The 23,601-nt window shown below is 66.3% G+C and carries 18 protein-coding genes; 6 read left to right on the forward strand and 12 right to left on the reverse strand.

What is annotated here, in order from left to right:
* Positions 1-120 precede the first annotated feature (120 nt).
* The 4 genes from HPS01S_RS09030 to HPS01S_RS09045 form a co-directional block, all read right to left on the reverse strand.
* A complete protein-coding gene (locus HPS01S_RS09030; RefSeq protein ID WP_066154251.1) occupies positions 121-1,797 on the reverse strand; it encodes a glycoside hydrolase family 140 protein in 1,677 nt (558 codons plus the stop codon).
* The gene (locus HPS01S_RS09035; RefSeq protein ID WP_066154254.1) at positions 1,794-2,957 is read right to left on the reverse strand and encodes a rhamnan synthesis F family protein; all 1,164 of its coding nucleotides are present in this window, start codon (positions 2,955-2,957) and stop codon (positions 1,794-1,796) included. The genes HPS01S_RS09030 and HPS01S_RS09035 overlap by 4 nt, the downstream gene beginning before the upstream one ends.
* A gap of 15 nt (positions 2,958-2,972) precedes the next feature.
* The gene (locus tag HPS01S_RS09040) at positions 2,973-4,418 is read right to left on the reverse strand and encodes an oligosaccharide flippase family protein (RefSeq protein WP_066154257.1); all 1,446 of its coding nucleotides are present in this window, start codon (positions 4,416-4,418) and stop codon (positions 2,973-2,975) included.
* Between the two features lie 217 nt (positions 4,419-4,635).
* A complete protein-coding gene (locus HPS01S_RS09045) occupies positions 4,636-5,388 on the reverse strand; it encodes a FadR/GntR family transcriptional regulator (RefSeq protein ID WP_255284191.1) in 753 nt (250 codons plus the stop codon).
* 61 nt (positions 5,389-5,449) lie between these two features.
* Here HPS01S_RS09045 and HPS01S_RS09050 point away from each other — a divergent pair, with 61 nt between their 5' ends.
* From HPS01S_RS09050 to HPS01S_RS09060, 3 genes are read left to right on the forward strand one after another with little or no spacing between them, the layout of a single operon-like run.
* Complete coding sequence (locus tag HPS01S_RS09050; RefSeq protein ID WP_255284192.1) at positions 5,450-6,418, forward strand: Bug family tripartite tricarboxylate transporter substrate binding protein; 969 nt, start codon at positions 5,450-5,452, stop codon at positions 6,416-6,418.
* Between the two features lie 36 nt (positions 6,419-6,454).
* On the forward strand, positions 6,455-7,657 hold the full coding sequence (locus HPS01S_RS09055) for a mandelate racemase/muconate lactonizing enzyme family protein (protein ID WP_066154260.1): 1,203 nt from the start codon (positions 6,455-6,457) through the stop codon (positions 7,655-7,657).
* 52 nt (positions 7,658-7,709) lie between these two features.
* Entirely contained in the window at positions 7,710-8,627 is a 918-nt protein-coding gene (locus HPS01S_RS09060; RefSeq protein WP_066154264.1) for a dihydrodipicolinate synthase family protein, read from the forward strand.
* Positions 8,628-8,700: 73 nt separating this feature from the next.
* On the opposite strand, the gene lpdA is transcribed toward HPS01S_RS09060, so the two are convergent.
* From lpdA to aceE, 3 genes are read right to left on the reverse strand one after another with little or no spacing between them, the layout of a single operon-like run.
* On the reverse strand, positions 8,701-10,536 hold the full coding sequence (lpdA, locus tag HPS01S_RS09065; RefSeq protein WP_066154267.1) for a dihydrolipoyl dehydrogenase: 1,836 nt from the start codon (positions 10,534-10,536) through the stop codon (positions 8,701-8,703).
* A 10-nt stretch (positions 10,537-10,546) separates the two neighbouring features.
* A complete protein-coding gene (aceF, locus tag HPS01S_RS09070) occupies positions 10,547-12,190 on the reverse strand; it encodes a dihydrolipoyllysine-residue acetyltransferase (protein ID WP_066154270.1) in 1,644 nt (547 codons plus the stop codon).
* Positions 12,191-12,208: 18 nt separating this feature from the next.
* A complete protein-coding gene (gene aceE, locus HPS01S_RS09075) occupies positions 12,209-14,911 on the reverse strand; it encodes a pyruvate dehydrogenase (acetyl-transferring), homodimeric type (RefSeq protein ID WP_066154273.1) in 2,703 nt (900 codons plus the stop codon).
* Between the two features lie 203 nt (positions 14,912-15,114).
* Here aceE and HPS01S_RS09080 point away from each other — a divergent pair, with 203 nt between their 5' ends.
* The 3 genes from HPS01S_RS09080 to folD all read left to right on the forward strand — a co-directional run bounded on the left by HPS01S_RS09080 (position 15,115) and on the right by folD (position 19,223).
* Positions 15,115-17,673, forward strand: coding sequence for a PAS domain-containing sensor histidine kinase (locus HPS01S_RS09080; RefSeq protein WP_066154276.1), 2,559 nt, complete (start codon positions 15,115-15,117; stop codon positions 17,671-17,673).
* On the forward strand, positions 17,670-18,296 hold the full coding sequence (locus HPS01S_RS09085; protein WP_066154279.1) for a response regulator transcription factor: 627 nt from the start codon (positions 17,670-17,672) through the stop codon (positions 18,294-18,296). The genes HPS01S_RS09080 and HPS01S_RS09085 overlap by 4 nt, the downstream gene beginning before the upstream one ends.
* A gap of 75 nt (positions 18,297-18,371) precedes the next feature.
* On the forward strand, positions 18,372-19,223 hold the full coding sequence (gene folD / locus HPS01S_RS09090) for a bifunctional methylenetetrahydrofolate dehydrogenase/methenyltetrahydrofolate cyclohydrolase FolD (RefSeq protein WP_066154281.1): 852 nt from the start codon (positions 18,372-18,374) through the stop codon (positions 19,221-19,223).
* 17 nt (positions 19,224-19,240) lie between these two features.
* On the opposite strand, the gene HPS01S_RS09095 is transcribed toward folD, so the two are convergent.
* The 5 genes from HPS01S_RS09095 to HPS01S_RS09115 all read right to left on the reverse strand — a co-directional run bounded on the left by HPS01S_RS09095 (position 19,241) and on the right by HPS01S_RS09115 (position 23,583).
* The gene (locus tag HPS01S_RS09095; RefSeq protein ID WP_157576174.1) at positions 19,241-20,677 is read right to left on the reverse strand and encodes a hypothetical protein; all 1,437 of its coding nucleotides are present in this window, start codon (positions 20,675-20,677) and stop codon (positions 19,241-19,243) included.
* Positions 20,674-21,147: a DUF4149 domain-containing protein gene (locus tag HPS01S_RS09100; RefSeq protein ID WP_066154287.1), complete on the reverse strand. Its 474-nt coding sequence runs from the start codon at positions 21,145-21,147 to the stop codon at positions 20,674-20,676. Before HPS01S_RS09100 ends, HPS01S_RS09095 begins: the two co-directional genes overlap by 4 nt.
* A 10-nt stretch (positions 21,148-21,157) precedes the next feature.
* Entirely contained in the window at positions 21,158-21,631 is a 474-nt protein-coding gene (gene greA / locus HPS01S_RS09105) for a transcription elongation factor GreA (protein WP_066154290.1), read from the reverse strand.
* A 117-nt stretch (positions 21,632-21,748) separates the two neighbouring features.
* A complete protein-coding gene (locus HPS01S_RS09110) occupies positions 21,749-22,477 on the reverse strand; it encodes an alpha/beta fold hydrolase (protein WP_066154712.1) in 729 nt (242 codons plus the stop codon).
* Positions 22,478-22,608: 131 nt separating this feature from the next.
* Entirely contained in the window at positions 22,609-23,583 is a 975-nt protein-coding gene (locus tag HPS01S_RS09115; protein ID WP_066154293.1) for a helix-turn-helix domain-containing protein, read from the reverse strand.
* Between the last annotated feature and the right edge of the window lie 18 nt (positions 23,584-23,601).

The raw sequence follows: 23,601 nt of genomic DNA on the forward strand, positions 1-23,601 counted from the left end.
AGCCGCTGCAACAAGCTTGGGCGACCTTACCCGTCCCGGCCCCGGCATACAAACCCTGCGATGCAAAAACTGCGAAAAATGACCGTTCGCGCGATGTGATCCGAAGACCCTATGCTGTCGTCAGGCCGACGCGCCGCCAACAGGCTGCACCAGCAGCAGCCAGTCGCTGTCGCCGGCAGCGTTCCTGGCCGGCGGCGTCACATGCAGCTGCCCCCCGCGCAAGTCGAGGTGCAAGGGGTGCGTTTCGAAGCTGGTCGGATCGACCCAGCAGCCCTTCAGCGGCCCTTTCAGCCGACGAACATCGAGCGAAAAGCCCTTGCTCTCGATCGTGTAGGCGAGAACGGTGGACCTGGCTTCGGCCATGCCCACGGCGATGGGTGCGGGCGAGGTGGGCCGCCACCCGAGCTTGAGAAGCAGCCGCTGCAGGCGCCTGCTGCGCGGCAGGAAGGACCGGCGCCCCTCGGCCGGCGGCAGCGGCACGAACTCGTGCCACGGCAAGGTGGCCAGCAGGAACGACCGGGCCAGGCCGATCTGCCGGGCGCCGGGGAGTTGCATCGCCTGCGCCCACGGCAGGTTCCCCCAGCAGGACCCGGAGGGCGACGGGCCAAACGGCCGCTGCTCCGTGTTGACCTGCCAGATCCCGTTGGCCCCGTAGGTGTGCCCCGCCAGGCCGCTGTTGAGCGCATGCGCCCAGAACGCCTCGCGCGCGTCGCGGGCCGTGACGGTGGGGTTGATGTCCAGCGCTTCGTACCGGGACTCCCCGCTGATCACCGGCATGACCGGCCCCGCGCTCCAGCCCTCCTGCGCGCGCCGCGCGTGGTGGAGCGTGGGCTGCCCGTGACCGGTTTGCTGCATCTCGAAGTCGAGCAACCCAGCGTCCGTGACCGACTCGCGGGCGCTGGTGACCGGGTGCGTGGAGATCATGCGGCCGAAGGCATCGAGGCGGCGCATCTCGCGGATCACCTCGGTCCATTCGGTGCGCAGCCGGGCCCGCGAGGCGTCCTTCTGCAGGTGGCCTTCCAGATACCACGGCATGGTCTGCTCGCCGGCGGCCACCCACACCACGGGCAGCGCCCCCCAGCGCGCGATCAGATGCCGCCAGTGCCGCTGCATGTTCTCCAGGCCGATCATGGGCAGGTAGTAGCCCCAGGCGCCCAGAATGCACGGCACCAGACCTTGCTCGACCAGGTGAAACACCCGCTGGTCCGCCTCGTCGAAAAAGGCCGGGTTGATCCGGCTCAGGTCGGTTTCCCAGCTGAAGCCACTGGCGCTGCGGCCCCGCTCGTCGAACAGCGGCATGTCCGGATACAGGCCTGCGACGAGCTGGATCAGGTTGAACCCGCGTTCCTTGCGGTTGCGTACCAGCGCCTGGAAATCATCCGGCCACGAGAGGCGGCCGCACAGCCCCATCCACCAGGTGTCGCCCAGCCAGAAGAACGGCGTGCCGTCGGCGTGGCAGAAGTGCCGCCGGTCCTCGGCCACCCGGATGCCACCGTGCCGGTAGAGCGGGTTGTCGCCCTGGTAGGCCGTGACCTCGACCGCACCCACCTGGTCATGCAGACCCGCATTGCCCGCGTCGCTGCAGCGGGTGGTGAAGGTGTGGATACCCGTCTCGGCACTGGCGTAGCGGACACACCAGGTGTCCCCGCCGCCCCAGAACGCCGGCACCTCGACCACACGCTGGCTGGGCGATACGAACACCACGTCCAGCAGCAGATCTTTGAACGGCTCGTCATAGGCGACGCTCGACCGGAAGCGGATCTCGACCGCCCTGTTCTGATGTGTGCGGAGCGTCATGCCTTGCCCCCGCCCGCCAGCCGCCGGGCTTCTTCAAGCATGGACGCATCGCCATAGCGCTCGATCAGAGACATCGTGATCTGCGCCGTGGGCCTGCTCAACCACATCGGCGACTTCTTCAGAAAGCCGAAGCCCTGTTCGGGCAATGACCAGTGCGGCAGCGCATAGGCCGGCCCTGTGGCGATGGTGGCCCAGAGAATGAAGCGGCGCAGCGTCGCTGCATCGACCGGTGCTGCCGACGGGTCGGTCAGGGCCCGCTGTTCTTCGCGCAGCGCCGTGTCCTCGGGGATCACCAGGTTCGCAGCCAGTTCGCGCAACTGGTCGGCGTCCATGCGTTCGAGGTGCTGATCGAACCGGGTGATGTCCAGTGTCTGGGCATGGCGATAGCCGCGATCAATGACCCAGCGGCTCAGACCGACCTCGCCACGGCGAATGGTTTCCAGCTTGTCGGCGGTGAGCGTCAGGTCCTGCCAGTACTTGCGGAAGCCCGGGTCCCTCAGGATGCGCGCGCCAAACATCAGCGCGAACGAGCAGTAGTGCAGGTGCGGCACGCCCTCATCCGGCACCCAGGGCCGGCCACGGCCGGGGTCTGCCAGAAAGTCCAGCCAGCCGTCGTTGGATACCGCGCCCACCAGATCCACCTCCAGCCGCTCGGCCTGCGCCAGCCAGTCTGCCGAGGCCGGCACCGGGAACCAGGCGGAATCGTTGACCAGCAACAGCTGATCGAGGCCCGGCAGTTGGTCCAGGGCCATCAGCACGCCCTCGCGGTAGGCGCCAAAGTCGTAACCGTAGTTGGGCCGCTCCACCAGCCGCCAGCACAGGGGTTGCAGGCGTTCGCGCTCCTGGGGCGTCAGCGGCAGGTTGCTGACCACCAGCGGCGCACAGCCCTTGCGCGCCAGGTAGGCCAGCGACGTCAGGTGGGAGTCCTGCAGCCCGAGGCGCGGGTACATGACATACACCGCGCAGCGCCGGGTGGCCGCCAGTGCGCCTTCGGTGATGAGCACCTGGCGCCTGAGCCAGTGGTCGTGCCACAGGTTGCCGAACCAGAGGTTGACGAGCAGGCCGGGCATCCGCCGCACACGGCCCCAGCGCCAGGCCAGATGGTTCCGCAGACGGGTGAGCCAGCGGCTGGCGGTCTGCGCGAGTGAATCGGTCCCCATGCTGCGTCGGACGGCTCAGGACACCGATCGCCGGAGCATGGGCAGCACCAACCGGTGGCCCAGCGGTGCGAACACCGCCACCTCCAGCAGCCCCAGCAGCAGCAGGCGCACGAAAGGATGCTGGCCCGCCACCCAGGGCAGGTGGTGCACGAACCACCATCCGAGGGCCGAAGCGCCGAGCATCAACAACAGCAGCAGGCCTTCCATCCGCAGGTTGCGCAGGCCCAGTTTCCAGCCCAGGTACTGGCTCGTGGCCCCGGTGACCACCTCGGCGCTCAGCACCGCCAGCACCGCCGTCTCGATGGAGTAATCGAACTGGAGGTAGACCCCGAGGAACAGCAGGAACGAGAGCACCTTGACCGCGCTCACGATGGCGATCCACTGCGGCTTGCCCATGGCCATGAACGCAGCGCCGTAGATGCCGCTGAGGCTGCTGAACCAGACCCCCATGGCCAGCAGCGGCAGGAAGTCGCCCCCTTTGACGTAGCGGTCGTCGTAGGCCAGATCGAAGAAGCTGCTGGCCCCGGTCACCAGCAGCACCACCAGAAAGCTCACCACCAGCATCAGCGGCACGCGGGTGCGCCGGAAGGCCTCTTTCAGCGGCACCCCGTGGTCCAGCATGCGCGAGTACCAGGGGAACACGATAGACGACTGCAGCGTCCCCACCAGCATCGCCACCATCAGCGACAGGCTGGTGGCGATGGAATAGACGCCCACCTCGGCCAGGGGGAAGATGGCCGCCAGCAGCACGCGGTCGATCTGCAGCGCCAGGAAAGAGATCATGGTGCTCAGGAACACCCACTTGCCGAAGCCGAAGATCGCCTTCACCGAGTCCCGGTCGAGCCGGAACCGGTCGGTCATGCCCGACAACATCGCATACGAGAGCCAGACCCGCAGGCCGCTGCTGACCACACCTGCGATCGCCAGCGCATAGACCGAGCGCAGGTACCAGGCCAGTCCCACCATCAGCACCGCGTTCAGCACCTGCACCAGGAGCTCGATCTTGGTCACGCTGGCAAGGTCCATCCTCCGAGCCGCGGTGAGCATGCGCGAGGACTGGAAGCCGTCGGCGATGGCACCGAGTGCCACCAGCGGGATCAGCCAGAGCAGTTCGCGGGCCATCGGGTCGTTGGCGCCGTAGATGTGCGCCATGGGCCAGGCCAACGCCGCCGCACCGATGAACAGGATCCCTCCCCGAATAGTCTGCAGGGTCCAGGCCGTCTGCAGGAAGACCGGTTCGTCACCTCGGGGGTTCTGCACCACGCTGGGCTTGAGCCCTAGGTCGGAGAACATCGCCAGGCCCTGCATCACGGCTGCGACCAGGGCCATCAGGGCAAATGCCTCCTGGAACAACAACGCCGCCAGTGCGATGTTCGATGCGAGACGGATGATCTGCCCGCCACCGAACGCAACAACGATCCAGATCGTCCCGGTCTTGGCGCGGGCGGAGATGTGGGCCATTGAGGACTGGCCGACCTCCGCGGCGGGTGTCACTGAGTCGGTCAAGCAGCACTCCCCGGCGCCACATCTTGGGCAGCATGCAATCGCACCATTGGATACATCACGGTTGGTTCTGGTGCTCGGGCAGGCACCCTGTTGCGCGCAGGCGAATGAAAAAGTTCAAACGCGCGGGGCAAATTATCGCGAAGAATCTCTGCACGACCTGGATCGGGAGACGTTAAGTCTCGCGCCCCTCGATGCGCGCGGTGGCTCGGGCGATCAAACCATGCACCGCCTTTTCGGCGCTCGCAGCGTCGTGCTGCTCGATCGCGACGAGCAATTTCTGGTGCAGCTTCAATGCCGCACTGTCGGGAGCGCCGGTGGGGCTGCTGGAGGCCAGAAAGCTCGTTTTCCAGACAGCCGACAGCGCCATTTCCAGTTGCTGGATGAACACATTGCCGCAGGCCCGAACCACCGCGCCGTGGAAACGCAGATCGGCCTCGATGTAGTCGGTGCGGTGGCCCGCGCCGGCCATCGCTTCGAAGGCGCTGCGCAATTCGATCAGATCTGTTTCGCTGGCGCGAGTGGCCGCGAGTCGCGCGGCGAGTGGCTCGATGGCCAGACGCAACTCCAGCAGATCGGCTAGCAGTCCGCTGTCGAAATCGCCCTCGCCGTGCCAACTGAGCACCGCAGGATCGAACAAATGCCACTGCGCACGCGGCAACACGTGCGTGCCAGTGCGCGGACGGATCGACACCAGACCCTTGGCCGCCAGGCTCTTCATGGCTTCCCGCACCACCAGACGACTTGCGCCATAGGCCTCCGCCAACTGCGGCTCGGTCGGCATCTGCTCACCCTCGGGGTAGGTGCCGGTCACGATGTCGCGCCCGACGGCATCGACCAGTTGGTGATGGAAATTACGCAGTCGCGATGAAGACATGTCACCGAGCATAACCACGCGCACCGCACGGAAAGCATCGACATCAATCATATGATGATTGTATGATTTAAAGAATTCAGCATCTTTCCACCACCAACTCTGGAGACAACCCATGCGCAGAACCCTGATGACCTTGGCTTTTTCCCTTGCCGCCGGTGCACTGAGCATCGCGCCCGCCGCGGCCCAGGACTTTCCCAGCAAGCCCATCCGCATGGTCGTGCCGGTGCCCCCGGGTGGCACGGGCGACATGGTGTCGAGACTGTTCGCCAACGTCGCAGCCAAAGATCTGGGCCAAACCATCGTGGTGGAGAACCGCCCCGGCGCCACGGGCAACATTGGTACCGCCGTTGCAGTGAGATCGCCAGCCGACGGTTACACCATCTTCCTGTGCAGCATCGGCAACTGCGCGGTGAACGCCAGCCTGTATGCCAACCCCGGTTACGACTTGTTCAAGGAAGTGGCGCCAGTCGCGTTGCTTGGCTATTCCATCAACGTGCTGACGGTTGGCCCCCAAACAGGCATTCAAACCCTCCCCGATCTGCTGACCAAGGCCCGCGCAAGCCAACTGAGCTACGCGTCCTCCGGGGTCGGTGCGTCCAACCACCTCGGAGGCGAGATGCTCAAGAAAGCCACCGGTGTGCCCATGCTGCATGTGCCGTACAAAGGCTCAGGGCCTGCCATCACCGATCTGCTTGGAGGGCAGGTTCAGGTGTTCTTCGACAACGAGCCCTCCATCCTGCCCTTCGTCAAGAGCAATCGCGTCAAGGCGCTGGCTGTGACCGGAAGGACTCGTTCGGCCAACCTGCCAGATGTTCCCACCATGGAAGAGCTGGGCTACAAGGGTTTTGTCATCGAGCCTTGGTATGCCATCGGCGCGCCGGCGGGTACGCCTCCAGCAGTGATCCAGCGCCTGAATGCCGCCTTCAACCGCGCGCTGCAAGACCCCGCCGTGCGCAAGACGCTGCAAGACGCGGGCATCAATGCCGCTGGCGGCAGCGCGGCGTCCTTCGGGCAGCACATGCGCCAGGAGCACGACAAATGGGCGGACCTGATCCGTGCCCAGAAGATCTCCGCCGATTGAGCCATACCCTGCCCTTCTCTCTGTTCTTAAGTAGTCATGAAGATCACCGCGATCCAGACCTTCCGCCTGCCTCACCAGCCCAATCTCGTCTGGGTCGAGGTCGAAACCGACGCCGGCCTCGTTGGCCTGGGCGAGACCTTCCGTGGGGCGGCGGCAGTCGAGACCTATCTGCACACCATGGCCGCGCCGCTGGTGCTGGGCCAGAACCCGCTGGACATCGAGCGCCTGCACAAGACGCTGTTTCGTGGCTATCTGGGCTTCAACGGAAGTGGCGTGGAAACGCGCGCCGCATCGGCGCTCGACATCGCACTCTGGGACATCTTCGGCAAGGTCACCGACCAGCCGGTCTACCAGTTGCTGGGAGGTGCCTGCCACGAGCGCATGCGTGTTTACAACACCTGCGCCGGTGTGGACTACAACAGCAAGAGTCTTCAGCGCCGCCTGATCGAGCCGGGTCAATCGCAAGTGCGTCATCGCTACGACGACCAGATCGCGTTCATCGAAAGTCCTGCCGAACTGGCACAAAGCCTGCTGGATGAAGGCTTCTGCGCCATGAAAATCTGGCCCTTTGACGGCGCTGCCGCACAGACCGATGGCCAGTTCGTCAGTGGTGCTTCGATGCGTCAGGGGCTGGAGGTCTTCGAGAAGATCCGACTCGCGGTCGGAGACCGCATCGAAATCATGTGCGAGCTGCACTCCATGTGGAATCTCACCTCTGCGCTAGCCATCGCGCGCGAGCTGCGGCAATACCGCCCGTTCTGGGCGGAAGACCCGATCAAGATGGACAGCCCTGGTGCGCTGGCCGACTACCGCCGCCTCTCGGGCATTCCCGTGTGCGGTAGCGAGACCCTGGCCGCACAAGGCGCGTTCCGCGATCTGCTGGCCTCCGACGCGGTCGACATCGTGATGCCCGACCTCTCCTGGTGTGGCGGCATCACCGAGGCACGCAAAATCGCGAGCCTTGCCGATGCATACCAGAAACCCATTGCCCCGCACGACTGCACCGGCCCGGTGGTGCTCTGGGCATCACTGCACCTCGCTCTGGCATCGCCCAATGCCATCTTCCAGGAAGTCGTGCGCGCGTTCCTGGCGACGTTCTACCGCGACCTGGTGACCGAACTGCCGGTCCTGGAGCGGGGCTCGCTGGCGAGACCGACCGCGCCGGGTCTGGGCACCGAGCTCAACCCCGCCGTGCGCAACGACCCCACCGCGATTGTTCGCCGCACCGAACACTGCTAAAGCCCGGCACGAGCGCAAGCTTCATTCATCCCAACCGACACAGGACTTTTTCATGCCGACTTTCGACCGCGCCGCGGTGCGCAACGCCCTGAACGGCATCTCGGGCATTCTCGTCACGCCGTTCGACGCACAGAACCACCTCACCCCGGCTTTGCAGAAGCCCATCGTGGACCGCGCCATCGACGCAGGCGTGCACGTGCTGGTGGCCAATGGCAACACCAGCGAGTACTACGCACTGCGCGCCAGCGAAGCGGAGGGCATGGTGGCGGCCAGCGCCGAACACGTCGCAGGACGTGTACCGCTGCTGGGTGGGGTAGGACGCGGCGTCGAGGAGGCTTGCGACCTGGCCGCTGCCTCATACCGCGCCGGAGCAGACGCACTGATGATTCACCAGCCACCCGACCCGTTTGTGTCGCCGCGCGGCGTGGTGGCCTACGTGCAACGTGTGGCCGAAGCCGGTCAGGGTCTGCCAGTGGTTCTCTACCTCCGCAACGAGAACATCGGCATGGCCACGATCGAGACCTTGTGTGCCATTCCCGAAGTGGTGGGGGTCAAGTGGGCATCGCCCACGCCGCTGCTGCTGTCCGAAGCCATCCGGCGCACCCGGGAGCGTGGGCTCGCCTGGGTGAATGGCCTGGCCGAGAACTGGGCGCCCGCACTGTATGCGGCCGGCGCACGAGGATTCACGTCGGGACTGATCAATGTGCTGCCCGAGTGGTCCATGCAGATTCATGCGGCCCTGGAGCAAGGCGACTATGTGGGTGCTCAGGCCCTGATCGAGGCGGTGCTGCCGTTCGAAACGCTGCGGGCCCAGGATAACAACGGTACCAACGTCACAGTCGTCAAAGCGGCCCTTCAATTCATGGGGCTCGATTGCGGGGCGACACGGCCGCCCTCGGCCTGGCCATTGACGCCCGAGGCCTCGGCCACGCTCGAGGCACTGGTGCGCGGCTGGAACAAGGCCGTCTGATCGGTCGTCGGACAGCAAAAAGGCCCGGGCGGGGAACCGTCCGGGCCTTGGTTTTGAACAGCGCCTGGGCGGCTTACTTCTTGCTCGGCGGCAGGTCGGTGCAGGACCCGTGCGCCACCTCCGCCGCCATGCCGATGCTCTCGCCCAGCGTGGGGTGCGGGTGGATGGTCTTGCCGATGTCTACCGCGTCGGCGCCCATCTCGATGGCCAGCGCGATCTCGCCGATCATGTCGCCGGCGTGGGTGCCCACGATGCCGCCGCCCAGGATCTTGCCGTGGCCATGGGCCTCGGGCGAGTCGTCGAACAGCAGTTTGGTGAAACCCTCGTCGCGGCCGTTGGCAATCGCGCGGCCGGAGGCCGTCCAGGGAAACAGGCCCTTCTTGACCTTGATGCCCTGCGCCTTGGCCTGGTCCTCGGTCAGGCCCACCCAGGCCACCTCGGGGTCGGTGTAGGCCACGCTGGGGATCACGCGGGCGTTGAAGGCGGCCGAGGCCAGGTCCTTGTTGCCCTGCAGTTCACCGGCAATGACTTCCGCCGCCACGTGCGCCTCGTGCACCGCCTTGTGTGCCAGCATGGGCTGGCCCACGATGTCGCCGATGGCGAAGATGTGCGGCACGTTGGTGCGCATCTGGATGTCGACGTTGATGAAACCGCGGTCGGTCACCGCCACGCCGGCCTTGTCGGCGGCGATCTTCTTGCCGTTGGGCGTGCGGCCCACCGCCTGCAACACCAGGTCGTAGGTGCCTTCGCTCTTGGTGCCGTCCAGGCCCTCGAACTGCACCTTGATGCCTTCGGGCGTGGCCGTGGCGCCCACGGTCTTGGTCTTCAACATGATGTTGTCGAAGCGGCCCTTGTTCATCTTCTCCCAAACCTTGACCAGGTCGCGGTCGGCGCCCTGCATCAGCCCGTCCATCATCTCCACCACGTCCAGGCGGGCACCCAGCGTGCTGTAGACCGTGCCCATCTCCAGGCCGATGATGCCGCCGCCGACGATGAGCATCTTCTTGGGCACGCCCTTGAGCGCCAGCGCGCCGGTCGAGTCCACGATGCGCTCGTCCTGCGGGAAGAACGGCAGGCGCACCGCCTGCGAGCCGGCGGCGATGATGCACTTCTTGAAGGCCACGACCTTCTTGGTGCCCGTCTTGTCCTGCCCGGTGCCGGTCGTCTCTTCCACTTCGACGTGGTTGGGGCCGACGAAGGCGCCGTAGCCGCGCACGGTGGTGACCTTGCGCATCTTGGCCATGGCGGCCAGGCCACCGGTCAGCTTGCCGATCACCTTTTCCTTGTGGGCGCGCAGCTTGTCCACGCTGACCGTTGGCTTGCCGAATTCGACGCCCAGGTCGCCCAGGTGGGAGACCTCGTCCATCACCGCCGCCACGTGCAGCAGCGCCTTGGACGGGATGCAGCCCACGTTCAGGCAGACGCCGCCCAGCTGGGCGTAGCGCTCGACGATCACGACCTTCAGGCCCAGATCGGCGGCGCGGAAGGCGGCCGAGTAGCCGCCAGGGCCGGCGCCCAGCACCAGCACGTCGCATTCGATGTCGGCAGAACCGGTGAATGCAGCGCCGAAGCTGGCGGCCGTGGGGGCCACGACCGGCGCAGCGGCCGGGGCCGCCGCGGGTGCGGCTGCAGACGCAGGCGCCGCGGCCGGCGCGGGAGCCGCCGCAGCGCCCTCCGCGTCCAGCACCAGCACGACCGAACCTTCGCTGACCTTGTCGCCCAGCTTGACCTTGAGCTCTTTCACCACGCCAGCGTGCGACGAGGGGATCTCCATCGAGGCCTTGTCAGACTCGACCGTGATGAGGCTTTGCTCGGCCTTGACGGTGTCGCCCGGCTTGACCAGCAGTTCGATGACCGCGACCTCGTCGAAGTCGCCGATGTCGGGAACCTTGATGTCCATGAGTGCCATCGTGCGCTCCTTACAGAAGAACGCGACGGAAGTCGCTCAGGATCTGGCCGAGGTACGCATTGAAGCGCGCCGCCGCAGCGCCGTCGATCACGCGGTGATCCCAGGTCAGGCTCAGCGGCAGCATCAGGCGCGGCACGAACTGCTTGCCGTCCCACACCGGTTCCATCTGGCTCTTGCAGACGCCCAGGATGGCGACTTCGGGTGCGTTGATGATGGGCGTGAAGTAACGGCCACCGATGCCACCCAGGCTGGAGATGGTGAAGGTGGCGCCGGACATGTCGGCGGGGCCGAGCTTGCCGTCGCGCGCCTTCTTGGCCAGTTCACCCATTTCCTGGCTGATCTGCAGCACGCCCTTCTTGTCGGCGTCCTTGATGACGGGCACGACCAGACCGTTGGGTGTGTCGGCCGCAAAACCGATGTGCCAGTACTGCTTGTAGACCAGCGCATCGCCGTCCAGCGAGCTGTTGAACTCGGGGAACTTCTTGAGCGCGGCGACGCACGCCTTGATCAGGAAGGCCAGCATCGTGACCTTGATGCCGCTCTTCTCGTTCTCCTTGTTGGTGGACACGCGGAAGGCTTCGAGGTCGGTGATGTCGGCGTCGTCGTGGTTGGTGACGGCCGGGATCATCACGGCGTTGCGCAGCAGGTTGGCGCCGCTGATCTTCTTGATGCGGCCCAGCTCCTTGCGCTCGATCGGGCCGAACTTGGCGAAGTCCACCTTGGGCCAGGGGATCAGGCCCAGCTCGGAGCCACCGCCGCCCGTCGATGCCGAGGCCTTGGCGGCTTGCGCCTTGGTCTGCACCGCGCCGGCCATGACCGACTTGGTGAACGACTGGATGTCTTCGGCCGTGATGCGGCCCTTCAGGCCCGAGCCCTTGACCTCGTCCAGCGGCACGCCCAGTTCGCGGGCGAACTTGCGCACCGACGGCGAGGCGTGCGGCAGGCCCAGCGCCGGGGTGGCGGTGGGGTTGTGCGCCGGAGCGGCCGCCGGGGCCACGTCAGCAGCCGGAGCCGCCACGGCTGCGGCGGCGGGAGCGGCCACCGGGGCGGCGGCTGCCGGTGCCGGCGCAGCGGCGCCCGCGGCACCCTCCAGGATCGCCAGCAGGTCACCGATGTTGACCTTGTCGCCGACCTTCACCTTGAGTTCCTTGAGCACGCCGGCGTGCGAAGACGGAATCTCCATCGACGCCTTGTCGGACTCGACCGTGATCAGGCTCTGCTCGACCTTGATGCTGTCGCCAGGCTTGACAAACACTTCAATGACCGCGACGTCCTTGAAGTCGCCGATGTCGGGCACGCGCACTTCCACCGGTCCCGCAGCAGCAGGCGCTGCAACCGGCGCAGCCACCGGGGCTGCCGCAGGGGCCGGGGCCGGAGCCGGTGCAGCGGCGGCAGGTGCCGGCGCAGCGGCCTCACCAGCGGCTTCCACCACCAGCACCACAGAACCTTCTTTCACCTTGTCGCCCAGCGCCACGCGCATTTCTTTGACCACGCCAGCGGTGCTGGACGGGATCTCCATCGAGGCCTTGTCGCTCTCGACCGTGATCAGCGACTGCTCGGCCTTGACCGTGTCGCCCACCTTGACCAGCAGTTCGATGACCGCCACTTCGTCGAAGTCGCCGATGTCCGGGACCTTCACTTCTACCAGTGCCATGTTCTTGTCTCCGGATGTTTAAGCGTAGAGCGGGTTGACCTTGTCGGTCTTGATGCCGTACTTCTTGATCGCCTCGGCCACCTTGGCCAGCGGCAGCTTGCCCTCGTCGGCCAGCGCGCGCAGGGCGGCGACCACGATGTAGTGGCGGTTGATCTCGAAGTGCTCGCGCAGCTTGCTGCGGAAGTCGCTGCGGCCGAAACCGTCGGTGCCCAGCACCTTGTACTCGCGGCCCTTGGGGATGAAGGGGCGGATCTGCTCGGCGTAGTTCTTCATGTAGTCGGTCGAGGCGACCACCGGACCGGCGTGCTTTTCGAGCTGCTGCGCCACAAACGGCACGCGTTGCTTCTCGGTCGGGTGCAGCAGGTTGAAGCGCTCGCAGTCCTGGCCGTCGCGGGTCAGTTCGTTGAAGCTCGGGCAGCTCCACACGTCGGCCTGCACGCCCCAGTCGGTGGCCAGCAGTGCCTGGGCAGCGATGGACTCACGCAGGATGGTGCCGGAGCCCAGCAGCTGCACGCGCTTGTCGCCTTCGGCGCCCGGCTTGCACAGGTACATGCCCTTGATGATCTGCTCTTCCGTGCCGGCGGTCAGGCCGGGCATGGCGTAGTTCTCGTTCAACAGCGTCAGGTAATAGAAGACGTTGTCCTGCTTCTCCACCATGCGCTTCAAGCCGTGGTGCAGGATCACGCCGACTTCGTGCGCGAAGGTCGGGTCGTAGCTGACGCAGTTCGGGATCGTGCCGGCCAGGATGTGGCTGTGGCCGTCTTCGTGCTGCAGGCCCTCGCCGTTCAGTGTGGTCCGGCCGGACGTGCCGCCCAACAGGAAGCCGCGGGCTTGCATGTCGCCGGCGGCCCAGGCCAGGTCGCCGATGCGCTGGAAGCCGAACATCGAGTAGTACACATAGAACGGCACCATGATGCGGTTCGAGGTGCTGTACGACGTGGCCGCCGCGATCCAGCTGGACATGCCGCCGGCTTCGTTGATACCTTCCTGCAGGATCTGGCCGGCCTTGTCTTCCTTGTAGTACATGACCTGGTCCTTGTCGACCGGGGTGTACTGCTGGCCTGCGGGGTTGTAGATGCCGACCTGGCGGAACAGGCCTTCCATGCCGAAGGTGCGGGCCTCGTCGACCAGGATGGGCACCACGCGCGGGCCCAGGGCCTGGTCGCGCAGCAGCTGGGTCAGGAAGCGCACATAGGCTTGCGTGGTGGAGATTTCGCGGCCTTCAGCGGTCGGCTCCAGTACGGCCTTGAAGGTCTCCAGCGAGGGCACGGTGAAGCTCTCGTCGGCCTTGGTGCGGCGCTTGGGCAGGTAGCCGCCCAGGGCCTTGCGGCGCTCGTGCAGGTACTGCATCTCCGGCGTGTCGTCGGCCGGCTTGTAAAAGGGAATCTTGGGCAGCTCGCTGTCCGGGATCGGGATGTTGAAGCGGTCGCGGAAGTACTTGATGTCCTCGTCCGTCAGCTTCTTGGTCTGGTGGACGGTGTTCTTGCCTTCGCCGGCCTTGCCCATGCCGAAGCCCTTGACCGTCTTGATCAGCAGCACGGTCGGCTGGCCCTTGTGGTTCACGGCCTGGTGGTAGGCGGCGTAGACCTTCTGCGGGTCGTGGCCACCGCGGCGCAGGTTCCAGATGTCGTCGTCGCTCATGTGCGAGACGAGTTCCAGCGCCTTCGGATCGCGGCCGAAGAAGTGCTTGCGCACGTAGGCCCCGTCGTTGGCCTTGAAGGCCTGATAGTCGCCGTCCAGCGTCTCCATCATGATCTTGCGCAAGGCGCCGTCCTTGTCGCGCGCCAGCAGCGGGTCCCAGTTGGAGCCCCACAGCAGTTTGATCACGTTCCAGCCGGAACCGCGGAACTCGCCTTCGAGTTCCTGGATGATCTTGCCGTTGCCACGCACCGGACCGTCCAGGCGCTGCAGGTTGCAGTTCACCACGAAGATCAGGTTGTCGAGGTTTTCGCGCGCGGCCAGGCTGATGGCGCCCAGCGACTCGACCTCGTCCATTTCACCGTCGCCGCAGAACACCCAGACCTTGCGGTTCTCGGTGTTGGCGATGCCACGGGCGTGCAGGTACTTCAGGAAGCGCGCCTGGTAAATCGCCATCAGCGGGCCCAGGCCCATCGAGACGGTCGGGAACTGCCAGAACTCGGGCATCAGCTTGGGGTGCGGATAGCTCGACAAACCCTTGCCGTCCACTTCCTGGCGGAAATGCAGCAGCTGCTCTTCGGTCAGGCGGCCTTCCAGGTAGGCGCGGGCGTAGACGCCGGGCGACACGTGGCCCTGGATGTACAGGCAGTCACCGCCGTGGTTCTCGGACTCGGCGTGCCAGAAGTGGTTGAAGCCGGCGCCGAACATGTGGGCCAGCGAAGCGAACGAACCGATGTGACCACCCAGGTCACCGCCATCATCCGGGTTGTGGCGGTTGGCCTTGACCACCATCGCCATGGCGTTCCAGCGCATGTAGGCACGCAGGCGTTCTTCGATCTCGATGTTGCCGGGGCAGCGGGCCTCTTCGGTTGGCTCGATGGTGTTCACATAGCCGGTGTTGGCCGAGAACGGCATGTCGATGCTGTTCTGGCGGGCTTCCTCGAGCAGTTGCTCCAGCAGGAAGTGGGCGCGCTCAGGGCCCTCTTTTTCAATGACGGCGGCCAGCGCCTCCATCCATTCGCGGGTTTCCTGGGCATCGATGTCCCCGGCACCACGGTTGTTCTGAGCGTCGGACGCTGACATGGCTGTCTCCTGTGGGTTTGAAATAAAGCTTACGGCGGTGATTCCGCAGTGTCACGGATTTTTCCACAGATCATTTTCAATTTCAATATGTGCTCTATGATTTCTTTATATGAAATATTACCGCGCACATGTTGTGGCGTCTGCTGCGCGCTCCGCCGACTCTGGCCTGTGGATTCCGCGGGCACACCCGTACACTCGAACGAATGATTCCCGCCCCTGAACAACCACCAGCGAGCCCGCCCGGAGGCACTCCGCTGGACTGGTGGCGCCGCTGGTGGCGCCGCCTTCCTCCCTCGCGCCAGGACCGCTTCGCCACGCTGGCGCCACTGCTGTCCGTCCTGCTGTTTCTGTCGGCCATCGCGGTGGCCATCACCTATCTGCGCTACGAGGAACTTGAGCGCGAGCAGGAAGCCGTGACGCGAGACGTCGAGTACGCGCAGCAGCGCATCCGGCTGCGACTGCTGGAACGCCAGGAACAGCTCATGCGTCTGGCGCGTGAGGTCGACAACAAGGAGATCAGCGCCGATGAATTCGAGTTCCAGGCCGAAACACTCATCAGCCAGTTCCCCGAACTGCAGGCGATCAGCTGGGTCGATGCGCGCCGCACCGTCCAGGCCAGCCACGCCTCGCCCAGTGCTCCGCTGTCACTTTTGCGCCCCAAGGGCAGCACGATGGCGGCAGCCGAAGGCGATGGCTCCTTCGAGTTGGCGCGCGACCTGCGCCAACCGATCTATTCGAGGCCCCTCGGCGAGGACGCCCGCCAATCCACCCTGATGCTGCAGGTACCTCTCACCGAGCAGGGTCGCTTCTCGGGCACGGTCATGGGTGAGTACTCCATCGACGGACTGATGCGCTTCGGCATGCCGCCGGAGATCATGGCGCGCTACGCGGTGGCCCTTCTCGATGATCGCGGCCGTGTGCTCGCGGGCAACCTGCAGTCACCGAGCGCGGTGCTGCGGCTGCTGCCCTGGTCGCCGCAGCCACTGGAGCACGAGGTGCCGGTCTCGCCGGTGGGCAACGGCCTGATCCTCAAGGCCCAGGGCTACCGCACCTCGCAGGACATCGTGGGCAGCGGCTTCTTCTGGGTCATCGGCGCGCTGTCGGCGCTCACGGTGTGGATGCTGCTGGGCACCTGGCGCCACACGCGCCGCCGCGTGCAGGCGCAGCAGGCCCTGATGTCGGAGACCAACTTCCGCCGTGCAATGGAAAACTCCATGCTCACCGGCATGAGGGCGCTGGACATGCAGGGTCGCATCACCTATGTCAACCCCGCGTTCTGCTCGATGACGGGCTGGACCGAAAGCGAGCTGGTCGGCCGCACCGCCCCCTTCCCCTACTGGCCAGAGGACGACCACGAGCAACTGGCGGCGCGGCTGGAGGACGAGCTCAACGGCCGGTCCACCCCCGGCGGATTCGAGGTGCGTGTGCAGCGCCGCGACGGCAGCATCTTCGACGCCCGCATGTACGTCTCGCCCCTGATCGACCCGAGAGGACACCAGACCGGGTGGATGACCTCGATGACCGACATCACCGAGCCCAAGCGCATCCGCGAAGAACTCTCCGCATCCTACGAACGGTTCACCACCGTGCTGGAATCACTGGACTCCGCGGTGTCGGTGGCGCCACTGGGCAGCGACGAGATGCTGTTCGCCAACAAGATGTACCGACTCTGGTTCGGCACCCGCGGCCATGGCCACCGCCAGCTGGTCGACCTGGCCGGCAACCAGCCCACCCCCAGCCCGGACAACGGGGACGCGGTGGACGCCTTTGCCGGCATGCCGACCGACACGCTGACCGACGCGGGCGCCGAGAACGCCGAGGTGTTCGTCGAGGAGCTCGACCGCTGGCTGGAGGTGCGCACGCGCTACCTGACCTGGGTCGACGGCCGGCTGGCCCAGATGGTGATCGCCAGCGACATCACGCCGCGCCGCAACGCGGAAGAACAGGCCGCGCGCCAGGCCGAACGCGCGCAGACCGCCAGCCGCCTGATCACCATGGGCGAGATGGCGTCGAGCGTGGCACACGAACTCAACCAGCCGCTCACGGCCATCAGCAACTACTGCAACGGCATGATCTCGCGGCTCAAGGAGCAGCGCATCAGCGAAGAGGACATGCTCGCCGCTCTGGAGAAAACCGCGCGCCAGGCCCAGCGCGCCGGCCAGATCATCCAGCGCATCCGCGCCTTCGTGAAACGCAGCGAACCCAACCCCATGCCCTCGGACGTGGCGCAGATGGTGAGCAACGCGATCGAACTGGCCGACATCGAACTGCGCCGCCACCAGGTCCGGCTTTCGCCCTATGTCGCGGCGCGTTTGCCGAGCCTGATGGTCGATCCGATCCTGATCGAACAGGTGCTGATCAACCTGCTCAAGAACGCGGGCGAGGCGATTGCGCAGGCGGGCCGACCACCCGGCGAGCGCTACATCGAACTGCGTGTCGGTCCGCGCCGGCTCGATGACCAGGAGGTGGTGGAGTTCTCCGTGCGCGATTCGGGCAACGGAGTACCGGCCGAAATGATCGAGCGCATCTACGAAGCCTTCTACAGCACCAAGAGCGAAGGCATGGGCATCGGCCTCAAGCTGTGCCGCAGCATCGTCGAGTCGCACCACGGCAGGATGCAGGTGCAGAACATCTACAATGGAGATGAAGTGGTGGGTTGCTGCTTCAGTTTCTGGATACCCGTTCAGTCCCGGCTGACACAGGAACCGGAACCGGGGCCATCCGCCGCGACGTCGTTGACGGACACCGAAAGAGCGAGATGAGTTTGATTCCCAAAAAAGGCACCGTCTATGTCGTCGATGACGACGAGGCTGTTCGTGACTCCCTTCAATGGCTGCTCGAAGGCAAGGACTACCGGGTTCGCTGCTTTGAATCTGCCGAAGCCTTCCTCAGCCGCTACGACGCGCGAGAGGTCGCCTGCCTGATCGCCGACATCCGCATGGGTGGCATGACCGGCATGGAGCTGCAGGAAAAGCTGATCGAACGCCAGTCTCCCTTGCCCATCGTCTTCATCACCGGCCATGGCGATGTGCCGATGGCTGTGGAATCCATGAAGCGGGGCGCGCTGGACTTCATCCAGAAACCCTTCAAGGAAGACCAGCTGGTGCTGCTCGTCGAGCGCATGCTCGAAACCGCGAAGGAGGCTTTTGCCACCCACCAGCAGGCCGCCAGTCGCGACGCCCTGCTCTCCAAGCTCACCGGCCGCGAAGCCCAGGTGCTCGAACGCATCGTCGCCGGTCGCCTGAACAAGCAGATCGCCGACGACCTGGGCATCAGCATCAAGACCGTGGAAGCGCATCGCGCCAACATCATGGAAAAGCTGGGTGCCAACACCGTGGCCGATCTGCTCAAGATCGCCCTGGGCCAGACACCCGCCAAAGTCTGACCCTCCACACCCTGCGTCAACGCCCGCCCTCTCCCGGCGGGCGTTTCCATTTCTCCCCTCTTTCCCCCAACGACCATGACCGCCCAACTCATCGACGGCAATGCCCTCTCCAAACAGCTTCGCACCGATGTGGCAGCGCGCGTGACCGCACTCAAGGCCAAAGGGGTGACGCCTGGTCTGGCCGTCATCCTGGTCGGCGACAACCCCGCCAGCCAGGTCTATGTGCGCAACAAGGTCAAGGCCTGCGAGGACACCGGCATGCACTCGGTGCTGGAGACCTGGCCGGCCACCATGACCGAGACCGAGCTGCTGGCCCGCGTGGACGCGATGAACAACGACGCCAGCATCCACGGCATCCTGGTGCAGCTGCCGCTGCCGGCCCACATGAACGCACAGCGAGTGATTGAGGCGATCTCGCCCGAGAAGGACGTGGACGGCTTCCACATCGCCAGCGCCGGCGCCCTCATGACCGGCCTGCCCGGCTTCTGGCCCTGCACGCCCTACGGCTGCATGAAGATGCTGGAAAGCATCGGCTACGAGCTCAAGGGCAAGCACGCGGTCGTCATCGGCCGCAGCAACATCGTGGGCAAGCCCATGGCCATGATGCTGCTGCAGCAGAACGCCACTGTCACCATCTGCCACAGCGCGACCAAGGACCTCAAGGCCATGACGCTGCAGGCCGACGTGATCGTCGCCGCGGTGGGCAAGCGCAACGTGTTGACCGCCGACATGGTCAAGCCCGGTGCCGTGGTGCTGGACGTGGGCATGAACCGCAACGACGAAGGCAAGCTCTGCGGTGACGTGGACTTTGCAGGAGTGAAGGAAGTGGCGGGCTGGATCACCCCGGTGCCCGGCGGCGTCGGCCCCATGACCATCACCATGCTGATGGTCAACACCCTGGAGTCGGCGGAGCGGCGCGCCGCCTGAGCGCCCCCCCCCCGGTTTCAGCGCAGCAGCTCGCAGGGCTGCGGGTAGAGCCGCAGCAGCGGCTCCGACGGCGCACCAGGGGCCAGCGGCCCCAGCCGTTGCTGCTCCATCAGCTCCCACTGCGCCTGCCGCCCCAACCAGCCGGGCTGGAACTGGGCCCGTGCATCCAGCGCCTGCAGTCGGACATCCGCCGCCGCAACGCCTCCGCCAGCGCGGTACTGCTCCAGCCAGCACAGCTTCATGCCCGCGTAGTAGCGGCCGAGCAGGTACGCCTCGCGCGTCTCCGGCAGCACGCGCACGGAGAACAATAGCAACAGCACCAGCAACAGCGGCCCCAGCCGGTCGCGGTGCAGGAACAGCAACAGGTAGACCGCCAGCAGTCCTGGCAGCAGCAAGGCCGTGTAGCGGGACGCCATCGCGGCGCCGACACCCAGCTGCGCGCGCCCGTAGGCGGTGAGCAAGGCGAAGACGAGGCTGCAACCGATCAGCACCACGCACACCTGCCACAGGGTCCGCTCGCCATCCCGCTCAGCGGCTGGGCGGCTGAGATGCCGCACGCCCCACAGCCACGCGACCACCCAGGCCGCCAGCAGCAAGGCGCCTGCGGGATAGAGGACCCAGGGCGAGGGGCGCTGCAGCATGAGCAGGAAATGGCTCAGCATGGCCGCCATGAAGCGCAGGTAGTCGGTCGGGTCCGGCCGCAGCACCTGAAAACCGTCGGCCGACACCACGAACTGATACCGGTGCAGAAACGCCAGCAGCGTGAGCACCCCAGCCGCCAGCACGACCATCGCCCGCTGCCGCTGTGCTCCGGCGCCGCGCCAGACGTCAATCAAGGCCACCAGCATCAGCGCGGGCAAGGCCGTGAGACCAAACCCGGTGAAGCCCAGGCACACCACCAGTGCGATCAACGCCAGGTGGTTCAGGAGGCCGGGCGCCGCCAGCCACACGTTGAGCAGCAGCATCAGGAGCAGCAGCGGGAAGATGCTGTGCGACGCGTTGGGCGCAACGACCAGGGTCTCGAAGGTGCACACGCCCCAGAACGCCAGCAGCAGCACGGCGTCCCAGACTGACCAAGGCGCCGGCAGCAGACGCCTGCGCAAGCGCAGTGCCAGCAGGCCGGCCATCAGTTGCACACACGCGGTCCAGAGGCTGTCCCAGCGCACGTTCCAGTCGCTGAAGTGGTAGGCCGGCAGCACCAGGGAGAAGTTCAGCCCCTGACGGTGGGGCCCGTGCTGCCAGATGAAGGCGATGGCGGCGTCGCTCCACTGAAAACCGTTGTACAGCCGGGTGAGCAGGGCCCACTGGTCGGAGAAGGGCACATTGACCGCCAGCAGCCAGGTCAGCCCAAGCAACCGCGCGGCCAGCAGTGCGGCGACCACGGCCAGCAGCCCGGCGACCATCGGCGAAGGCAGCGCCGTCAGCCGCTGGGCTAGGCGCCGCAGGGCACTCATGCCGGGGACACCGACCGCCTGGGTGCGGCCAGGCGCCACAACACCGCCCCTGAGCACAGCCACTGGCCCAGCACCAGCACCGAGCCCAGGCTGTGCCACAGGCGCAGGTCACCGCCGGTCGCGCGCGCGGTCACGATCTTCCGGGCCACACCGAATTCTTGTGTCATGGCCAGCAGCACGGCCAGCGCCACCAGGGCCATGGTGATCAGCGCGGCCCTGAGATCCGGCAGCGCTTGCGGTGAGGTGTCGGCGGTGAGCCATGCGCGCTGACGCGCCAGCACCAACATCAGGGCAGTTCCCAGCACGAGCCCGATCCAGCACTGGAAAGAAAACAGCTGCGCCGCCACCGGCCCCGCCACCGCTGGACTGCCCAGTTTGGCGAACAGGGTGGGCACCGCCACAAAGCTCAGCCCCGTGATGCCACCCCACCAGAGGGCGGCCAGAAGGATGGACAGGCGCTGCAGCGGCATGCCGGCCGGTTCAGACGTAGCGCACCGCCACGATCTCGAAGCGGCGCGTGCCGCCAGGGGTCTGCACTTCGGCGGTGTCGCCCTCTTCCTTGCCGATCAGCGCCCGCGCGATCGGACTGCTGATGTTGACCAGACCCTGCTTGAGATCGGCCTCGTCTTCACCGACGATCTGGTAGGTCATCTCGTTGCCACTGTCCTCGTCCGACAGATCGACTGTGGAGCCGAACACCACGCGGCCGCCGGCGTCCAGCGTCGAAGGATCGATGACCTGCGCCGCCGAGAGCTTGCCCTCGATCTCGGCGATCCGGCCTTCGATGAAACCCTGGCGCTCCTTGGCCGCGTCGTAGTCGGCGTTCTCGCTCAGATCACCCTGCGCGCGTGCTTCGGCAATGGCCTGGATCACGCCCGGGCGTTCCACGGTCTTGAGCTTGTGCAACTCGGCCTTCAGCATTTCAGCGCCGCGCTTGGTGATGGGATAGGTCATTTTTCGAACTCCGGGGTCGGCAAAAAGCAAACCGCCGATCGTTTCCGGTCGGCGGCCAATGGCCCGGATTATGCATCGAAACCCGGGCCCTCATGCCCGGGGAAACCGCGGTTGCGCTCAGTCGCGGCCGGCCTGCTCGATGGCGTCGGCCAGCCGTTTCGGATCGGTGAAACACAGCTCGTGGCTGCCGCTGCACTCCACCAGCCGGAACAGGCCCAGCCGTTCGGACAGCCGGGGGTGCCAGGGCAGGCTGTGGGGCAGCGCCGTGTCCTGCTGGCAGTTGATGTAGCTCTTGCCCAGGGTCATCGCCGCCAGCGGTGTCGACAGCTTCGCCGGGTCGGTGAAGGTCTTGTAGGGGTGGGGATTGAGCAGACCGTAGGTCTTTTCGGCCAGTGCCGCGTCGGCGTCGTTGATGAAGGCCTCGCGCCAGATCGGGTACGGCAGCATCACCGAACCGTTGTTCGCGGCCGCGATGCCGTCGAACAGAGCCACGTAGTGCGGCGGCACCAGGTCGTTGAGGCTCTCGCCGTCCAGCGGCACGAAGGCGTTCCAGTAGACCAGACGGCGGATGCGCTGCGCCGCCTGGTCGGCGGCATGGCTGATCACCATGCCGCCGTAGCTGTGGCCCATCAGGCGCACGTCCTTCAGGTCGTGCTGGTGCAGGTAATCCACCAGGGACGCCGCGGCATCGGCCAGGCCGGTGGTGCTGCGGTCGTCGCCCGTGCGATTGCCCGCCAGGGTCGGACAGAACACGGTGTGCCCCTTGGCGCGCAGGTGCTGGGCGACGGGCTCCATCAGCTCGCCGGTGTGCCAGGCGCCGTGGACAAGAACATAGGTATCGGCCATGAAGGTCTCCTCGAATGGGTGGCGGGGAATGGTGGCCAGCGGCCACACCACCGACACTCTAGAAACCCATGCCGGCTCGCGCTGGCCGGGTTGCGCCAGCCGGGCCGCCGGGTTGCGCCAACCCCACGGTGTCAGTGGCCGCGCCGATCCCGCACCCAGCGCTGGGGCGTCACCCCCATCACCCGCTGGAAATCGCGGCCGAAATGGGAGGCATCGGCGTAACCGCAGCGCCGCCCCACCTCGGCCATGTGCAGTCCGGCGAGCCGGGGCTGCGCGAGCAGTTCACAGACATGGGCGATGCGCTCCTCGCGCCAGCGCCCCATCACCGTCTCGCCCGCCGCCGTGAACGCGCGGTGCAGGCTGCGCACCGACACCTGCAGCTGCGCCGCCAGCTCGTCGGCGCGCCAGCCGGGCTCTCCACGGCGCTCCCGCATGAGGGCCACGGCGCGCTCGCGCAGGTCGCCGGAGCCGGACGCATTGCGATGCGCCACCGGCTCCATCGAGGCCGCAAGCAAGGCGCCGAACTGGGCCTCCAGCCAGTCGGGCGCCATCTGAAGCGCCAGTTCGGGCTGGCGCCCCAGTTGCAGGCTCAGCGCCGACAGCATGGCGCCCCAGCCCTGCTCGCGGTGCGCCACCCGCGCATGGGACACATCCACGGCCTGCAGCCACTGCCCGACCCAGGCCCGCGGCATCTGCACCGACAGGCAGGTGACCGAGTGCGGGAAGTGCAACTCGTAGGCCTGTGCCGCGTCCACCAGCACCGTGTCACCAGGGCGTAGCTGCAGCACGCGCCCACCCTGCTTCACCAGCCAGGGTTGCTCGATCTGGGTGATGAGGTAGAACGGCTGGTCCTTGCTTTTTGCGATGGCGGCGGGCGTGCGGTACACATCCTGTGTCGACGCCCCCACCCGGTTGACCGCCAGCCGCTGCAGCGGCAGGTGCACGAGCTGTCCGTCGAAGCAGCTCGCAGCGGTGGAGCTGCAGTCCATTTCGAGGAAGGCCTCGCAGATCGCGCCCACCCAGTAGTCCAGCCGCTCGCGCGGGCGGGCCTGCGCGGTGGTCCATTCGCGCAGGCGGGTGTCGGGGGCCGAAAGCACAGCGGGCATGGCCACAATCTAGTGACC

The sequence above is a fragment of the Hydrogenophaga pseudoflava NBRC 102511 genome, from assembly GCF_001592285.1.
GTDB classification, from domain to species: Bacteria; Pseudomonadota; Gammaproteobacteria; order Burkholderiales; family Burkholderiaceae_C; genus Hydrogenophaga; species Hydrogenophaga pseudoflava.

Excerpts from the sequence above, each read along its gene's own strand:
- HPS01S_RS09030 (WP_066154251.1), bottom strand. The coding sequence starts at position 1,797 with ATGACGCTCCGCACACATCAGAACAGGGCGGTCGAGATCCGCTTCCGG.
- HPS01S_RS09035 (WP_066154254.1), bottom strand. The coding sequence starts at position 2,957 with ATGGGGACCGATTCACTCGCGCAGACCGCCAGCCGCTGGCTCACCCGT.
- HPS01S_RS09040 (WP_066154257.1), bottom strand. The coding sequence starts at position 4,418 with ATGGCCCACATCTCCGCCCGCGCCAAGACCGGGACGATCTGGATCGTT.
- HPS01S_RS09045 (WP_255284191.1), bottom strand. The coding sequence starts at position 5,388 with ATGATTGATGTCGATGCTTTCCGTGCGGTGCGCGTGGTTATGCTCGGT.
- HPS01S_RS09050 (WP_255284192.1), top strand. The coding sequence starts at position 5,450 with ATGCGCAGAACCCTGATGACCTTGGCTTTTTCCCTTGCCGCCGGTGCA.
- HPS01S_RS09055 (WP_066154260.1), top strand. The coding sequence starts at position 6,455 with ATGAAGATCACCGCGATCCAGACCTTCCGCCTGCCTCACCAGCCCAAT.
- HPS01S_RS09060 (WP_066154264.1), top strand. The coding sequence starts at position 7,710 with ATGCCGACTTTCGACCGCGCCGCGGTGCGCAACGCCCTGAACGGCATC.
- lpdA (WP_066154267.1), bottom strand. The coding sequence starts at position 10,536 with ATGGCACTCATGGACATCAAGGTTCCCGACATCGGCGACTTCGACGAG.
- aceF (WP_066154270.1), bottom strand. The coding sequence starts at position 12,190 with ATGGCACTGGTAGAAGTGAAGGTCCCGGACATCGGCGACTTCGACGAA.
- aceE (WP_066154273.1), bottom strand. The coding sequence starts at position 14,911 with ATGTCAGCGTCCGACGCTCAGAACAACCGTGGTGCCGGGGACATCGAT.
- HPS01S_RS09080 (WP_066154276.1), top strand. The coding sequence starts at position 15,115 with ATGATTCCCGCCCCTGAACAACCACCAGCGAGCCCGCCCGGAGGCACT.
- HPS01S_RS09085 (WP_066154279.1), top strand. The coding sequence starts at position 17,670 with ATGAGTTTGATTCCCAAAAAAGGCACCGTCTATGTCGTCGATGACGAC.
- folD (WP_066154281.1), top strand. The coding sequence starts at position 18,372 with ATGACCGCCCAACTCATCGACGGCAATGCCCTCTCCAAACAGCTTCGC.
- HPS01S_RS09095 (WP_157576174.1), bottom strand. The coding sequence starts at position 20,677 with ATGAGTGCCCTGCGGCGCCTAGCCCAGCGGCTGACGGCGCTGCCTTCG.
- HPS01S_RS09100 (WP_066154287.1), bottom strand. The coding sequence starts at position 21,147 with ATGCCGCTGCAGCGCCTGTCCATCCTTCTGGCCGCCCTCTGGTGGGGT.
- greA (WP_066154290.1), bottom strand. The coding sequence starts at position 21,631 with ATGACCTATCCCATCACCAAGCGCGGCGCTGAAATGCTGAAGGCCGAG.
- HPS01S_RS09110 (WP_066154712.1), bottom strand. The coding sequence starts at position 22,477 with ATGGCCGATACCTATGTTCTTGTCCACGGCGCCTGGCACACCGGCGAG.
- HPS01S_RS09115 (WP_066154293.1), bottom strand. The coding sequence starts at position 23,583 with ATGCCCGCTGTGCTTTCGGCCCCCGACACCCGCCTGCGCGAATGGACC.